The organism is Pseudomonas sp. SG20056 (genome assembly GCF_031764535.1).
Lineage (GTDB): Bacteria > Pseudomonadota > Gammaproteobacteria > Pseudomonadales > Pseudomonadaceae > Aquipseudomonas.
In genome coordinates this window covers 1,488,243-1,503,913 of record NZ_CP134499.1, presented here as the reverse complement: position 1 = coordinate 1,503,913, position 15,671 = coordinate 1,488,243, and the positions used below count along the sequence as shown (strand labels likewise).

General features: G+C 59.3%; 17 protein-coding genes. 5 read left to right on the top strand and 12 right to left on the bottom strand.

Annotated features, from left to right (window positions below):
• Nucleotides 1–10: 10 nt before the first annotated feature.
• From RHP75_RS07200 to RHP75_RS07180, 5 genes are all read right to left on the bottom strand, one after another.
• Nucleotides 11–430, bottom strand: a complete 420-nt coding sequence (locus RHP75_RS07200; protein WP_311091146.1) for a group 1 truncated hemoglobin — start codon at nt 428–430, stop codon at nt 11–13.
• Nucleotides 431–432: 2 nt separating this feature from the next.
• On the bottom strand, nt 433–1,290 hold the full coding sequence (locus tag RHP75_RS07195; RefSeq protein WP_311091145.1) for a DUF3034 family protein: 858 nt from the start codon (nt 1,288–1,290) through the stop codon (nt 433–435).
• 2 nt (nt 1,291–1,292) lie between these two features.
• Nucleotides 1,293–3,629: an EAL domain-containing protein gene (locus tag RHP75_RS07190; RefSeq protein ID WP_311091144.1), complete on the bottom strand. Its 2,337-nt coding sequence runs from the start codon at nt 3,627–3,629 to the stop codon at nt 1,293–1,295.
• Nucleotides 3,616–4,302: a methylamine utilization protein gene (locus RHP75_RS07185; protein WP_409079708.1), complete on the bottom strand. Its 687-nt coding sequence runs from the start codon at nt 4,300–4,302 to the stop codon at nt 3,616–3,618. Before RHP75_RS07185 ends, RHP75_RS07190 begins: the two co-directional genes overlap by 14 nt.
• Before the next feature lie 166 nt (nt 4,303–4,468).
• Complete coding sequence (locus RHP75_RS07180) at nt 4,469–5,221, bottom strand: AraC family transcriptional regulator (protein WP_311091143.1); 753 nt, start codon at nt 5,219–5,221, stop codon at nt 4,469–4,471.
• Between the two features lie 238 nt (nt 5,222–5,459).
• Between RHP75_RS07180 and RHP75_RS07175 the strand changes: the two genes are divergently transcribed.
• The 5 genes from RHP75_RS07175 to cmoB all read left to right on the top strand — a co-directional run bounded on the left by RHP75_RS07175 (nt 5,460) and on the right by cmoB (nt 9,266).
• Entirely contained in the window at nt 5,460–6,194 is a 735-nt protein-coding gene (locus RHP75_RS07175; RefSeq protein ID WP_311091141.1) for a hypothetical protein, read from the top strand.
• A 40-nt stretch (nt 6,195–6,234) separates the two neighbouring features.
• A complete protein-coding gene (locus tag RHP75_RS07170; RefSeq protein WP_311091140.1) occupies nt 6,235–6,630 on the top strand; it encodes a protease inhibitor I42 family protein in 396 nt (131 codons plus the stop codon).
• 189 nt (nt 6,631–6,819) lie between these two features.
• Entirely contained in the window at nt 6,820–7,455 is a 636-nt protein-coding gene (locus RHP75_RS07165; protein ID WP_311091139.1) for a lysoplasmalogenase, read from the top strand.
• A 69-nt stretch (nt 7,456–7,524) separates the two neighbouring features.
• Nucleotides 7,525–8,301: a carboxy-S-adenosyl-L-methionine synthase CmoA gene (gene cmoA / locus RHP75_RS07160; RefSeq protein WP_311091138.1), complete on the top strand. Its 777-nt coding sequence runs from the start codon at nt 7,525–7,527 to the stop codon at nt 8,299–8,301.
• The gene (gene cmoB / locus RHP75_RS07155) at nt 8,298–9,266 is read left to right on the top strand and encodes a tRNA 5-methoxyuridine(34)/uridine 5-oxyacetic acid(34) synthase CmoB (protein WP_311091136.1); all 969 of its coding nucleotides are present in this window, start codon (nt 8,298–8,300) and stop codon (nt 9,264–9,266) included. Before cmoA ends, cmoB begins: the two co-directional genes overlap by 4 nt.
• Nucleotides 9,267–9,337: 71 nt before the next feature.
• Here the strand turns inward: cmoB and pdxJ are convergent, their stop codons facing one another.
• From pdxJ to lepA, 7 genes are all read right to left on the bottom strand, one after another.
• On the bottom strand, nt 9,338–10,084 hold the full coding sequence (gene pdxJ, locus RHP75_RS07150; RefSeq protein WP_311091135.1) for a pyridoxine 5'-phosphate synthase: 747 nt from the start codon (nt 10,082–10,084) through the stop codon (nt 9,338–9,340).
• Nucleotides 10,077–10,775 (bottom strand): DNA repair protein RecO, encoded by a 699-nt coding sequence (gene recO, locus RHP75_RS07145; RefSeq protein WP_311091133.1) that lies wholly within the window; start codon nt 10,773–10,775, stop codon nt 10,077–10,079. Before recO ends, pdxJ begins: the two co-directional genes overlap by 8 nt.
• 44 nt (nt 10,776–10,819) lie before the next feature.
• A complete protein-coding gene (gene era / locus RHP75_RS07140; protein ID WP_311091131.1) occupies nt 10,820–11,722 on the bottom strand; it encodes a GTPase Era in 903 nt (300 codons plus the stop codon).
• Nucleotides 11,715–12,404, bottom strand: a complete 690-nt coding sequence (rnc, locus tag RHP75_RS07135) for a ribonuclease III (protein WP_160015377.1) — start codon at nt 12,402–12,404, stop codon at nt 11,715–11,717. The genes era and rnc overlap by 8 nt, the downstream gene beginning before the upstream one ends.
• Nucleotides 12,401–12,778, bottom strand: coding sequence for a DUF4845 domain-containing protein (locus RHP75_RS07130; protein WP_311091129.1), 378 nt, complete (start codon nt 12,776–12,778; stop codon nt 12,401–12,403). The genes rnc and RHP75_RS07130 overlap by 4 nt, the downstream gene beginning before the upstream one ends.
• A gap of 104 nt (nt 12,779–12,882) precedes the next feature.
• Nucleotides 12,883–13,737: a signal peptidase I gene (lepB, locus tag RHP75_RS07125; RefSeq protein ID WP_311091127.1), complete on the bottom strand. Its 855-nt coding sequence runs from the start codon at nt 13,735–13,737 to the stop codon at nt 12,883–12,885.
• 6 nt (nt 13,738–13,743) lie between these two features.
• Nucleotides 13,744–15,543, bottom strand: coding sequence for a translation elongation factor 4 (lepA, locus tag RHP75_RS07120; protein WP_311091126.1), 1,800 nt, complete (start codon nt 15,541–15,543; stop codon nt 13,744–13,746).
• Between the last annotated feature and the right edge of the window lie 128 nt (nt 15,544–15,671).

Here is a 15,671-nt window from a genome sequence, read left to right as displayed (position 1 = left end):
AGACAGCACACTAACGATCAATCACCTGCGCGCGCATGGGCGCAAGCCGCGCTAGCAGGCGGTTCTGCGCTGGCATGGGCACGCCCTGGGCGCTCATTGCATCCTGCAGGTTTTCCACCAGGGCGTTGAAGTCACTCGGAGTAAGGTTCTGGCCTTTGTGGCTTTCTTCCATGCTGTCGCCGGTGTAGATGCACGGGCCGCCGGCTTCAACGCAGATCTGCTCCACCAGCTTGTCGCGCAGGCGCACGATGTCGATATTCTCGAAGTGCCGAACGATGCGCGGGTCGGCGGCGATATTCAGCAGCATGCCTTCAACAATCCGAGTAATCCCGGCCTGCTCGCCCAGGTCACGGTACAGGCTGTCGTCTTTGGCTGGCTGCTGAGCGCAGGCCGCCAGGGTGAACACGACGACCAACAGCAGACTGCGCATCCTTAGAAACTCCCCTGTACGGACAGGTAGACCCCATCCTGATTATCCAGCGTGGCGATCTCCCCCAGACGCGCATACGCCAGTACCACGGCGAGGTTCTTGTTGGGGAAATAGCCGAGAAACAGGTCAGCCCAGTCACTTTCTCCGGCAAAACCCAGGTTGTCTGGCTTCTCGCGATACTCAACGCCCAGCGCCCAGCGCGGATTGAACAGCACGGCGACGGAGCCTTCCTTGAGCACGGAATGACGGTCGCGGCGATCCCCACCAAACCCCAGCAGCCCCAGCTCGTTGGCACGGCTATAACGGACACCGCCATTGAGCAGCAGGTTGTAGCCAAAGGCACCACCGAGGATCAGCCGGCTGGCAGTGATATAACCTTCGGTGTCTTCACTGCGCTGCGCGCCTACCAGGCTGGGAATCAGAAAATCCTTTTGACGTTTGTGCTGAATGCCCAATGAAACCTGCGGCAGCTGGTCGTAGATCAGGTCACCAAACAGGCGCACCTTGAGACCGAAGATATCCTGGCTCAGGCTGTTTTCCGGCAGGTTGAGGTTACGCGCCAGAGTGCCCAGATCAAAACGCTGGCGGGCGTAGGACAGCTCAATACGGTTATCGAACGCAACGCCAATACCGGCCACATCCAGACGGTAATCACCGGTTTCCACTCGCGTGGCGAATACATCCGCCCCCCATTCGCCGCGCTCGCCATAGCCGGAAAGCACCGCCCAGGGGGTAATTCCACCACCCGCAGCGCCTTCAATGCTGCTGGCACCACCCGTGGCCAGCAAGCGGCCATCGGCCCAGGCCAGATTGGCCAGCAGACCGAACAACAAGGCAATGCAGCGTGGCAATTGAGTCATGGTCAATGCACCAGAGTCGAGGAGGCGTGAGTGTATTGCGCCATCCAGGTTTCAAAGGCTTTCGCCGCCAACGGCCGGCTGATCAGGTAGCCCTGGGCGGTATCACACTGCCAGCGCCCAAGCAGTTGCAAGCTGCGCTCGAACTCGACGCCCTCGGCCACAACCTTGAGGCCCAGGCTGTGGCTCATTTCGATGGTCGAACGCACGATCACTGAGTCTTCGCTGGCATCGTCCAGGTCACGGATAAACGACTGGTCGATCTTCAGTTCCTGCACTGGCATACGCTTGAGTTGTGTCAGGGAAGAATAGCCCGTACCAAAGTCGTCTACCGACAGGCTGATACCGCACGCCCGCAGACCATGCAGCACCTTCAGGGCGAGCTCGGGATTGAGCATCACACCGCTTTCGGTGATCTCAAAAATCAGCTGTTCGGCCGGCACCTGGTAATCGGCCAACAGTTTGCTGACCCGCGCCGGCAACTGCGGATCAATCAGGTCTTCGGTGGAGATATTCAGCGACACCTGCACGCGCAGGCCACGACCGGCCCACTCGCGCAACTGGCGCATGACCTCCTCGATCACCCAGGCAGTCAACAGCTGGATGCTGCCGGTGCGCTCGGCCAGCGGAATAAACTCCCCCGGCGAGACCATGCCCAGCACCGGATGCTGCCAGCGCAACAAGGCTTCAGCCTGGCGCACCTGGCCGGCGGTAATGTCCAGCTTTGGCTGATAGTGCAACAACAGCTCAGCCTTTTCGGAGGCATGGCGCAGATCACGGATCAGGCGAATCTGCCGCTGCTGGGCGTCATCGCGGCCACGCTGGTAAACCTGCAGATGGCTGGGCATACCGGCCGCATCCTGCATGGCGATGCTCGCCCGGCGCAGCAACTCTTCCGGGGCATTGCCATCGACCGGGTAGCTGGCAATGCCGATGCGACAATCCAGGGTGAAATCATGGGTGGCAACGCGCAGCGGCTTGAGCAGCAGTTGCTGCACCTTGTCGGCGATCCCTACAGCGCTGTCGCTGTCCGTGTTTTCCAGCAACAGAAGAAACTCGTCACCAATAACCCGCGCCACGCTATCACCAGGGCGAAGAATCGCCTGCAGGCGCCGACTCAATTGCTGCAGCGCCAGGTCGCCGCCCTCTGCTCCGAGGCTTTCATTGACCACACGAAAATTCGCCACACCCAGGTAAAGCAAGGCCGTCTGCCGCCCGGCGGTGATCGCACTGCCCAGACGCTCCAGCGCCAAAGTGCGGTTGGGTAGACCGGTCAATGCATCATGCAACGCGTTGTGCGCCAGCTGCCGTTCACGCTCGGCGATACCCTGCTGCATGGCCTTGAAGGCGGTGGCCAAACGCCCCAATTCATCACTGCGCTGCAGATCCAGGCTGGCCTGATAATCGCCCTGGCGCACCCGTTCGGCGACGGCCGCCAGTTGCTGCACAGGCTGCGACACCGAACGTGCCAGCAATAAGGCGCCGACAAGGGACGCCGTCAGCGCCACCAGGGCAATCAGCAGAATATTCTGATCAAGCGGAGCAAACGCCTCTTGCGCCTGACTCAGGGACTTGTGCAGCAGCGCACGCACTTCATAGCCTTCACCACCGGCCAGTACCAGAGTCTGATTAAGGTAGGCCTCTTCACCTATCTGACTTACCGCATCATTGGCCAGCTCAGCCATGCTGCCTTGCAGTTGCTCACGCTGCGCCGGCTGCAGGGTACTGATCCAGATATCGGCCACACCATCCTGGGTCGCCCGCAGGGTCAGGTCCAGATGGGTCAACTCACGCAATTCGGCGGCAAATACGTCATCAACCTGAAAGCCCATCATCACCCGGGCAATCGGCAACGGCGCGCTAACAGTGGCCTCCACCAGCAGGTAGATCTTGTCGGCTATTGGCATCAGAAATATCTGCACACCTTCACGCTGACGCTGCATCACCTGAGTGCTCAGGCGCTTGGCCGTCTCATCGCTGATTTGTCGGTCACTGCTGACCTCCAGATTGCCATCCAACCCCAGCATCATCACTGCGCTGGCATTGATTCGTGCGCCATGATTGAGCAGCGCCGAGCGGATGGTCTCGCTATCGCCACTGGCTACTGCATCCTTGAAGCCGAAATCAGCGGCCAGCACCTGCACCGCATCGTGCAACTGGCGACCGCGCACTTCGAGCAATTGCTGAAAAACCAGGCTACCCACATCCAGTTGCTCATGCGCCTGGCTGCGTACAGCGGCATTGGTGGCGGTTTGCACGGCTACATAGAGTGCGCCAACTACCACCAACAGCAGCAGCACCAGTACGCCGGCGATGCGCGCCTGAAAGCTATTGCGCAGCATCGCGAGCCTTCTTGAATGCATCCCCAAAGGCGCTGGCCGGCGCACTCGGAGCTGCCTGACTGACGGGCCCCTGCGTGGTCAGGGTAAAGCGTTGCTGGCTGCCAGCCTCAGTCAGCTGCAACTGGCCGGCAGCCTGCGGCAGCATATCCGGCGCTTGCGGGTGCCACAGGCTGACTGTGTACGTACCGGCCGGCAGCTGCTCCAGATTCAGCTTGCCCTGCGCGTCGCTGACGGCGAACCAGGGGTCGTCGGTGACATAGACATAGCCCACCATCCAGTCATGGATATTGCAGCCAAGCACCACTACACCGGGCTTGTCGAAAAGCACCGGCTCACTCGGCGTGCCTTGGTACAAACGCAGCTCAAAGCGTTTGGCGAGAGAGAACGAATAAACATGATGGCGAATATTGTCGCTATTGGGAAACGATACCGAAGTACCGCTGCGTACTGCCAGTACATTCGGTGCGAACTGCTGTGAACGTTGATCCATCACCGCAGCAGCAGGTGCAACCGCAGGTGCAACTCCACCACGCAAACTGAGCACGGCATTGGCCAAGGGCTGTCCCTGGCTGTCCACCAGCTCGGCTTGCAGGCTGGCGGCGTGTAATGGCATGCCGAGCAGCAACAGGCCGAACAGGGGGATCGCGAACAATGAAGGAAAGTGCTTGCTCATCAAGACGACTCGTACTTTAGGGGCACACTTGAAGTGGACAGCATCCTTGCCCAGGCACAGTAAATATCTCTGTGAGCCACAGCTTAGTCGGCAGCGTGAAGAAGTTCACGCTTGATTGGCAACCACCGCCTGATAAAAACCGCTAAGCAAAGCGGTCAGCGAGGGCTTATTCGGCGCTGCGCAGGCGTTTTGGCGTCAGGCCCAGATAGCGGCGCATGGCGGTGGTCAGCGCGCTCTGGCTGGAGAAACCGCATTCTTCAGCAATGCGGATCAGCGGCAGGCCGCTCTCGCGCAACAGCCGCACGGCGCGGTCCAGGCGCGTTTTAAGCAGGTACTGGTGCGGCGTCAGACCGACGCTGTCCTTGAACTGCGCATGGAAATGACTGGGGCTCAGGCAAGCCACCTGCGCCAGCTCGGCCACGCTGATACGCCGCGCCAGATGCTCGAAGATGTAGTGGTCGATTCTTTCCAGATTCAGCGCGCCCACAGGCCGCGCATGGGGCTCGCCAAACAGGCGCAGGTGCAAGGCGCGCAGCAGCACACCACCCAGCGCACGAGGCAGTAGCGGATCGGAGCCATAACGCTCCAGCTCGGCGCCGGCATAGCTCAACAGGTTCTGGAAATCGGCATCCAGTTGCGGGTAACGCGGGGTTTCGAACAGGCGAGTCAGCAGCTGCAGGTCTTCGCTGGAGGTACCCTGCTCATCCAGATCAATAATCAGCATGCGGTTTTCACCCATGCCGGCGAACTGGTGATCGGCATCCCCTGGCACCAGACAGGCGCGCATGCGGCACACCTCGCCACCCCGGCCGTTGACTTCAAATTCGGCACGCCCAGCCAGCGACAGCACCAGTTGATGATGGTCGTGGGTGTGTTCATGGGCCTGGTCATCAAGACGCATCAAACGCGCGTTGAACATGAAAAGTGCAACCCTGAATAACAGAGGTGCAACTTTAACCCGTTGCCCGGTAAAACTGCAGCCCGCACGACAAATGGGCAGCACCCGCACCAAGAAATCGCCACACCAATAAAAGCGCCCGATTGCAGGGCAAACAATTGGTCGCCAAGGTATTTAATACGTCTGAAACCGGCGCTTTGCGGTGCCTGGCAAGGGATTTGCTCGACCGGTACACCGTTCGGTTTCAGGAAACCCGCTTATGGTCCTCAGCATTGCACTCGCCCTGACATTGGCGCTGTTACTCGCCGGCCACTTCCTCAGCCAGCTCGCAGGCAAACGCCATCAACAACATCTCAATGAGTTGCAAGCTGAACTGCTGCAACGCGCCATTGACCTGCTGCAGAACCTGCAGAAACACCGAGGTTTGGGTGCCCAGCAGGACCTAAGCAGCACCAGCCAGCGCAATGTCCTGGCCCGCCAGCTCGACCAACTCTGGCTGAACTGGCCCGGCCCCAGCCTGGGGCTTGCATCACTGCAACAGGATTGGCCACACCTGCGGCGTAACCCAGCGGATTTTGCCGCGCACTGCCAGGTTATCGACGGTTTGCTGGAGGTTATCGCAACACTCGAAGCCCACCTGCAGCAGGTTGGCAACTCACAAATAGAGGGTATCGCCCAGGCCTGTCATGGCCTGGAAAACCTCGCGCGCCTGCGCGGCCTGAGCGTGCGCGCAGCTAATTACAGTCAATGCCCGCCAAGCCTGAAACAGCAGATTCAACAACTCTGTCTGCAGCTGGAACAATCACCCGTTGGCGCATCGTTGCAGCAGGTGCTGCAGCGCTTGGAGCATGAGCTGATCGACAGCCGCGAAGTACGCCTGGCACCCCACGAGTGCTTTGCCCTGCTCACACCGCTGATCGATGAATACGTCCAGCAGTTGCGCGCGCCACTGCAAACGACGTTCGCAGCACAGGCTCCCGCAGGGCGATCCTAGCGGCTATGCTGGCAGCCTCGATATTCGCCAGGAGCTCACCATGCTTGCCCCCCGCCTGACAGTGGCACTCAGCCTTGCACTGCTCGCCGCCTGCGCGCAAAAGCCTAGCAGCGTTACCCTGGAGCAGAACCAGCAGAGCAAATGCCCGCTGTCGTTGCACGTCGGCCAGCAATTCAATCTGCGCCTGCCGAGCAACCCCACCACAGGTTTCCGCTGGCTGCTGCGCGACTCCGCGCCACAGGTGCTGAAAAGCCTTGGCCCCGAGGTCTACAGCAACCCGGAAGATGCCGGTCTGGTCGGCAGCGCCGGGGTTTCCACCTGGCGTTTCGAGGTCATCAAAGCAGGCGAAGGCCAATTGGCCCTAACCTATGAACGCCCCTGGGAAGTCGGTGTAGTGCCCGCCCAGCGCTTCAACTGCACGATCAAGGCTCGCTAGCAGGGCGTTGAAAAACCTAGGCGAAGGCAGCCAAGGCCTGTTTTTAACGCGGCGATGGCAACGTAGGTAGTTTTTTCAACAGCCTGCTGCTACTGGCGCGAAATGCTGACCTAAGTGGCACCCACGGCGTGGTCAGTTAATCGGCAACACGCCATAGTGCTGGCCTTTCGTACATCAAGGACTGGGGCCATGCGTTATTTGCTACTGGGTTTGCTGGGCGCTGCCGTATTTCTCTATGCACGCCTCAGCGGGCTGAGCGAACTGGGCCTGCTCAGTAAAGGCATCCCGGTCATCGCTTTGTTGCTGTGGCTGAGAACGGCACCCAGCGGCCTGTATCGACGCTGGATCAGCCTCGGCCTGCTGGCCTCATTGGCGGGCGACATTCTGCTCGACTGGCCGGCGGACCTGTTCGTCTTCGGCCTCGGCGCCTTCCTGCTCGCGCACCTGGCCTACTTGCGTGCCTATTTAAGTGACTGCAAACAACCGGCCTGGTTGGCCCTGCTGCTCGCCCTCGGCACCGGCGGGACGATGTTCGCCATCCTCGCCAGTGCAGATCTGGGCCCACTGCTGATCCCCGTAGCCTGTTACGCCCTGGCCATCAGCGCCATGCTCTGGCGCTCACTCGCCCGCCTTGGCCAACCTGGGCTGCGCAGTACCTCAACACGCCTGGCCGCCTCAGGTGCCGCGCTGTTTGTGCTGTCCGACAGCCTGATCGGCATCAACCGCTTTGTCGCCCCCTTCGAGGCGGCACCACTGGCGATCATGCTCAGCTACTGGCTGGGGCAATGGGCGATTGCGGCGTCGGCCTTCAAACCGGCCCGCTGAGCCGTCGCCATACAGATTTACGACCAATAACGGCAATCAAGGTTTGGCTATACCGCGCACTTGGCTAAAATGCCCGGCTTTATTGACCAGTGCGCAGCCATCGTGAGCAAACAGCCCGACCGTCTTTTCGCCCAACCCCTGGCCCAGGTGCCGGACTTCGTGTTCAACGAAGATGTGGTGCGGGTCTTCCCCGATATGATCAAACGCTCGGTGCCGGGTTATCCGACCATTGTCGAGAACATCGGCGTACTGGCCGGTCAGTTCGCCCAGCCACACAGCGTGCTATATGACCTCGGCAGCTCCCTGGGCGCGGTGACCCAAGCGCTGCGCCGGCATGTGCAGATCGACGATTGCCGAGTGATTGCCGTGGACAACTCCAGCGCCATGGTCGAGCGCTGCCGCGAATACCTGCACGCGCAGGACTCGATGTTTCAAGAGCTGTTGCCCGTGGAGGTGATTGAGGCCGACATTCTCCGCCTCGACTTTCAGCCCACTTCGCTGGTGGCGCTGAACTTCACCCTGCAATTTATCCGCCCCGAACAGCGCCTGGACCTGCTCACGCGGATTCGCCAGGCCCTGCTGCCCGGCGGCGCGCTGATCCTCTCGGAGAAACTGCAATTCGAAGATACCGAACAGCACGCCCTGCTCGGCGATCTGCATATCGCCTTCAAGCGGGCCAATGGCTACAGCGAGCTGGAAATCGCCCAGAAACGCAGCGCCATCGAGAAAGTCATGCTCCCCGACAGCCTGGAGCAGCACCGCGAACGCCTGCTCGCCGCCGGCTTCAGCCAGGTCGTGCCGTGGTTCCAGTGCCTTAATTTTGCCTCGATGATTGCCCTGCCATGATCAGCCGCCTCGACCTCGACGCCCTGCAAGCCACCCTTGCCGGCACCCCGCTGCAAGAGTGGTCGGCCGATCTGCCTGGGCAGATCGACGCCAAGCTGGCCATCGGCCATGGCGACCTACCGCGCTGGTACGGCGCAGTACAGGCCCTGCCGGAGCTGAACGTCGAACAACTGGAGCTGCTACACAGCTTCACCTTCGACGGCCACTGTGACGAGACGACCCGCAACGCGCTGAAAACCGCGCTGCAGGGCCTGATCCCCTGGCGTAAAGGGCCATTTCACCTGTTTGGTGTGCATGTCGACACCGAGTGGCGCTCGGACTGGAAATGGCAACGCGTAGCCCCCTACCTCGACCTCAAGGGCAAGCGTGTACTGGATGTCGGCTGCGGCAACGGCTACTACATGTGGCGCATGCTCGGCGCCGGTGCAGACAGCGTAATCGGCATAGACCCCAACTGGCTGTTTCTCTGCCAGTTCCTGGCGATGAAGAACTACCTACCCGATCTACCCGCCTGGCACCTGCCGCTGGCGTTCGAGGAATTGCCGGGCAAGCTGCAAGGCTTCGACACGGTGTTTTCCATGGGTGTGCTGTATCACCGCCGCTCGCCTATCGATCATCTGATCGACCTCAAGGATTGCCTGGTCAAGGATGGCGAACTGGTGCTGGAAACCCTGGTGGTGGAAGGCGATGCGCAGCAGGTTCTGGTCCCCGAGGACCGCTACGCGCAGATGCGCAACGTCTGGTTCCTGCCTTCGGTGCCGGCACTGGAGCTGTGGCTGCGCCGCGCCGGCTTTGTCGATGTGCGCTGCGTGGATGTCAGCACCACCTCGGTGGACGAACAACGCTCGACCGAGTGGATGCGCTTCCAGTCGCTACCGGAATTCCTCGACCCAGCCGACCATAGCCGCACCGTCGAAGGCCTGCCGGCGCCGAGCCGCGCGGTGCTGATCGCCCGCAAACCGTAAACCTCACACAGCTCCCGTAGGGCGGACATACGCCAGCACGTCCACCCTACGGGACACACTTACATCTTTAGCTAGCCGCGGTTGGCCGCCGCGACGATCAGCGCCTTCATCTCTGCCACGGCCTGCTTGAAGCCGACGAACAGCGCGTGGGCGACCAGGGCGTGGCCGATATTCAGCTCGTTGATTCCGGCAATCGCCGCCACCGGCTCGACGTTGTGATAGTGCAGGCCGTGACCGGCATTAACGACCAGCCCGTGCTGCAGGCCACAGGCCACTCCATCGCGAATCCGCGCCAGTTCACGCGCTGCTTCTTCCGGGGTATGGGCATCGGCATAACGGCCGGTGTGCAACTCAATCGCCGGGGCGCCGACGCGCTTGGATGCCTCGATCTGCTGTGGGTCCGGGTCAATAAACAGCGACACTTCGCAGCCGATTTTGCTGAGGCGCTCGACCGCGGCGCGAATCCGCGCTTCCTGTCCGGCCACATCCAGACCACCCTCAGTAGTAAGCTCCTGGCGGGTTTCCGGCACCAGACAGACGTGTTCGGGACAAATGCTTTCGGCGAAGGCAAGCATTTCCTCGGTGACGCCCATTTCGAAGTTCATCCGCGTCTGCATGACCTCCTTGAGCAGGCGCACATCACGCTCCTGGATATGCCGACGATCTTCACGCAGGTGCACGGTAATGCCGTCGGCCCCGGCCTCTTCGGCGTCCAGCGCGGCCTTGACCGGGTCGGGATAACGGGTGCCACGGGCCTGACGCAGAGTGGCCACATGGTCAATATTTACACCCAGCAGAATACGATTGGCATCAGTCACGGCTTGGCTCCTTGAGCGTCATAAACAGTTCGCGGCTGACCAGCGGTCGGCCGCCTAAATGGGGGGCTAGGGCCTGGCGCATCAAGCGTTTGGCGGCGGCCAGGGCACCGGGCGCAGTCCAGTCCGCTTCGGCCATAGCCAACAACTCGGCCCCCTGAAAAGCACCGGGTTGCAACTGGCCAATCGGCACCAGGCCGGTTTCGGTATGCAGCCGATACAAACCCACCGGGGCGATGGGCTGGCCTTCGCTGTCCAGATCCAGGGCGAAACCATAGCCCAGCTCATCGAGCAGGCGCCATTCAAAAGAGCGCAATAACGGCTCCAAGGCACGGCCTTCAGCCAGGGCCAGGACAGTCATGGCGTAATGCTCAAAAACGGCGGGATGGGGATCTTCAGCAGGGAGCAGGCGAATCAGCAACTCGTTAAGGTAAAGGCCGCTGAACAGCGCCTCGCCGACCAGCAGGTTGGGGATACCGGCTGGATCGAGGCGACTGACATTCTTCAGCTCACCACGCCCGCGAAACTCAGCTTCCAGGGGAATAAACGGCCGCGCCAGGCTGCCGGCCTTGCCCCGTGCGCCACGCAATACCGCACGCAGGCGGCCCTGCGGGGTGAGAAAATCCACCAACGCGCTACTTTCGCGGTAGGCACGGCTGTGCAGGACATAGGCGGGCTGACTAGGGGCAAGCATGGGTTTACTCGCAAAGCGGGCGCAAGGGCGCGCCCGAGGGCAACTCAGATGTTGTCGTAACCCAGGGAGCGCAGCGCGCGCTCATCATCCGACCAGCCACTTTTAACCTTGACCCAGAGGTTGAGCATAATCTTGGAGTCGAACATCACCTCCATATCCTTGCGCGCTTCCTGGCCAATGCGTTTGATCCGCTCACCCTTGTCACCGATGATGATTTTCTTCTGACCATCACGCTCGACCAGGATCAGGGCGTGGATATGCAGGATGCGCCCGTCGCGCTTGAACTCCTCGATTTCCACGGTGATCTGGTACGGCAACTCAGCACCCAGTTGACGCATGATCTTCTCGCGCACCAATTCGGCAGCGAAGAAGCGGCTGGAACGGTCGGTCACCTGATCTTCCGGGAAGAAGTGCACGCCTTCTGGCAAATGCTCCCCCACCAGCTTTTCCAGAGTATCGAGGTTATGCCCATGCTGGGCGGAGACTGGCACGATTTCGGCCTTCGGCAACTGGGTAGCCAGCCACTCCAAGTGTGGCATCAGCTCAGCTTTGTCTTCGATGCGATCAGTCTTGTTGATCGCCAGAATCACTGGACCTTCAACATATTGAACACGCTCAAGAACCATCTGGTCTTCGTCAGTCCAACGGGTACGATCGACCACGAAGATCACCACATCAACATCTTTCAGCGCCGACGAGGCGTTCTTGTTCATGTAGCGGTTGAGCGCTTTCTCGTTATTCTTGTGCAGACCGGGGGTGTCGACATAAATCGCCTGCACCTCACCCTCGGTTTTGATGCCGAGCATGTTGTGCCGCGTGGTCTGCGGCTTACGCGAGGTGATCGCCAGCTTCTGGCCGAGAATGTGGTTAAGCAACGTCGACTTGCCCACGTTGGGCCGGCCGACGATGGCGACATAGCCACAGCGTGTAACAGGTGAATCAGTCATTGCCATTCTCCACACCCAGGGCAATCAGCGCAGCCGCAGCGGCCACCTGCTCGGCGATACGCCGGCTGGCACCCTGCCCCAGGGTTTTATCATTCAGTAAGGTGATCTGACACTCGACCACAAATGTGCGGCAGTGCGGCTCGCCCTGGATATCCACCACTTCATAACGTGGCAGCTCACAGCCACGCGACTGCAGAAACTCCTGCAGACGGGTTTTCGGATCCTTGTTGGTGTCAACCAGGGTCAGACTGTCCAGCTCAGTGGTCAACCAGGCCAGCACACGCTCGCGAGCCGCATCCATCCCTGTATCAAGATAGATGGCACCGATCAGCGCTTCCAGGGCATCAGCGAGAATCGACTCGCGGCGGAAACCACCACTTTTCAGCTCGCCAGAACCCAAGCGCAGGTACTCACCCAGATCGAAACCACGGGCCAGAATGGCAAGGGTTTCACCCTTGACCAAGCGCGCGCGAAGACGTGACAGCTGCCCTTCACGGGCCAGCGGAAAGCGCTGAAACAGCGCCTCACCCGCGACAAAGTTGAGAATCGCATCACCGAGAAACTCCAGACGCTCGTTATTGCGCCCGGCGAAACTGCGATGAGTAAGAGCCAGGATCATCAGTTCCTGATCCTTGAAGGTATAACCGAGCTGCCGCTCGAGACGGGCTAACGACGCACTCACGGCATACGCACGCGGAATTCTTTATCGAAACGCACGACCAGGTCGATATTCTCGATCAACGGCTCACGCTTTTCGTATTTCAGGTGCACGCGAAATTCGTTGTTTTCGACTTTTACTTTAATTGCGTCCTGCATATTTAGATCGCGAATGCTGTTGACCTGCATACCTTTACTGATGTGACTATAAAAATCACCAACGCTACGAACACTCAAAGACTTATCAGTTTCAACCGAAGTAATCATTTTCTCCAGCGACATATAGTCGAAGTAATGCGGCAACACCTTGAACGCCGCACTGGCTAAAAAAGCGACCACCGCCAGCACCATCAACCAACTAAGAATCGACATTCCCTTTTGCGAATGCGCAGATTTCATATTTGTCCCCAAATTCGAGTTATGTGAAAGCCATTACGGCTGGAGGCAAGACTATATATAGCCTGCGACGCTGCATTTAACAGCGTCGGAAAATCGTCAACAGGTCAGTGGATCAGACCTACGCGGGAAAAATTCGGCAGGTTGCGCGACTTGGGATCCGGCCAGCTCATCCAGATGGCAAAAGCTTTGCCTACGATATTCTGGTCCGGCACCATGCCCAGCAGCGGCTTGGGGATGGCCGGATCGTTCCAGTAACGGCTGTCATTGGAGTTGTCGCGGTTGTCGCCCATCATGAAGTAATGCCCTTGCGGCACAACCCATTCGCGGCCCGGCTCAATCCGATAGCGCTGCATTTCTTTACGGATCTGATGCTCTGCCTCACCCAGCTTCTCGTTATACAGCGTCGCACTGCCCAGGCTACCGGGCTCGTCGCCAATCAACTGCTGCGCTACAGGCTCACCATTGATAGTCAGACGCTTATCGCTGCTGTAGGCAATGCGGTCACCGGCTAGGCCGACCACGCGTTTGATGTAGTTGATGTTTGGGTCGCTCGGATAACGAAACACCATCACATCGCCACGCTGCGGGTCACCTACTTCAATCACCTTGGTGTCCAGCACCGGTAGACGAATGCCATAGGCAAACTTGTTGACCAGAATAAAATCGCCCACTTCCAGGGTCGGCTTCATCGAACCGGATGGAATCTGGAAAGGCTCGACCAGAAACGAGCGCAGCACCAATACAATCGCCAGCACCGGGAAGAACGATTTACCGTACTCCACCAGCAACGGCTCTTTGTTCAAGCGCTCCACCACCGCCTCATCGGGCTCACTGACCTGACCGTGGTAGGTGCTGATAGCCGCTCGCCGGCGCGGAGCCAGAAAGATCAGGTCGAACAGCGCCAGGGCGCCACAGACGGCGACGGCAATAACCAGTAACAGCGGGAAATTGATCGACATAGGACCTTAACTATCCAACCTGAGCACGGCGAGGAAGGCTTCCTGTGGAATCTCCACATTACCGACCTGCTTCATGCGTTTCTTACCGGCCTTCTGCTTTTCCAGCAGCTTGCGTTTACGACTGACGTCACCGCCATAGCATTTGGCCAATACGTTTTTACGCAGCGCCTTGACCGTAGTCCGCGCAACAATCTGCCCACCAATTGCAGCCTGAATAGCCACATCAAACATTTGCCGGGGAATCAGTTCTTTCATCTTCTCGGTCAACGCCCGGCCTTTGTAGTGGGCGTTGTCCTTGTGCACGATCAAGGCTAGAGCATCTACCTTGTCACCATTGATCAGCACATCCAGCTTGACCAGATTAGCCGACTGGTAGCGATCAAAATGGTAGTCCAGCGAGGCATAACCACGGCTGGTGGATTTCAGGCGGTCAAAGAAGTCGAGCACCACTTCGTTCATCGGCAGGTCATAGCGCACCTGAACCTGAGAACCGAGGAACTGCATATCGCGCTGCACACCACGTTTTTCGATACACAGGGTAATTACGTTACCCAGGTGCTCTTGCGGCACCAAAATGGTGGCCTGCACGATCGGCTCGCGGAAGTCTTCGACCGAAGAGATATCCGGCAGCTTCGACGGGTTATCGACGTAGATGGTCTCGCCAGTCTTGAGCACCACTTCGAAGATTACGCTCGGTGCGGTGGTGATCAGATCCAGATCGTATTCACGCTCCAGGCGCTCCTGGATGATCTCCATATGCAGCATGCCCAGGAAGCCACAACGGAAGCCGAAGCCCAGAGCATCCGAGCTTTCAGGCGAATATTGCAGTGACGAATCGTTCAGGGTCAGCTTCTGCAGCGCATCGCGGAAATCTTCGAAATCGTCGGAACTGACGGGGAACAACCCGGCATATACCTGCGGCTGGATACGCTTGAAGCCGGGCAGCACTTCGACATTTGGTGTCGCGGCAAGGGTCAGGGTATCGCCCACCGGCGCGCCGTGAATATCCTTGATACTGGCGATAATAAAGCCCACTTCGCCGGCTTTGAGGTCAGCGGTGGCCGTGTGCTTAGGGTTAAACACGCCAACGCTATCGACCAAGTGGATCTTGCCGGTGGATTTCACCAGCACCTTGTCACCTTTCTTGATCCGCCCATGGCGCACACGCACCAGGGAGACCACACCCAAGTAGTTGTCGAACCAGGAGTCGATGATCAGTGCCTGTAGTGGCGCCTCAACATCACCGGTCGGTGCCGGGATCGTGTGCACCAGACGCTCAAGCACTTCATCGACACCCAAACCGGTCTTGGCACTGCAGGTCACAGCGTCGGTTGCATCAATACCGATGATCTTCTCGATTTCTTCCTTGACCCGGTCCGGGTCGGCCTGAGGCAAGTCGATCTTGTTTAGCACCGGCATGACCTCAAGGCCCTGCTCAATGGCGGTGTAGCAGTTGGCAACCGATTGCGCTTCCACGCCCTGACCGGCATCGACCACCAGCAGCGCGCCTTCGCAGGCAGCCAGGGAACGGCTGACTTCATAGGTAAAATCGACGTGACCGGGGGTATCGATGAAGTTCAGCTGGTAGGTGATGCCGTCTTTAGCCTTGTAATACAGGGTAACGCTGTGCGCCTTGATGGTGATCCCGCGCTCGCGCTCCAGATCCATGGAGTCCAGTACCTGGGCTTCCATTTCACGGTCGGCCAAGCCACCACACATCTGGATAAACCGGTCGGCCAAGGTCGACTTGCCGTGGTCAATGTGGGCGATGATGGAGAAATTGCGGATATGACTCAAATCACTCACGGATCAACACTCAAAAAGGTCGCAGGCGACTGCCCGCCGAAAATAGCCGCGAAGTGTACCCGAAAGCCACCTTGCACGTCATCAAGGCCGCACGGCGGCGCTATCTAAAAGGGCAACATGTAAAAGGG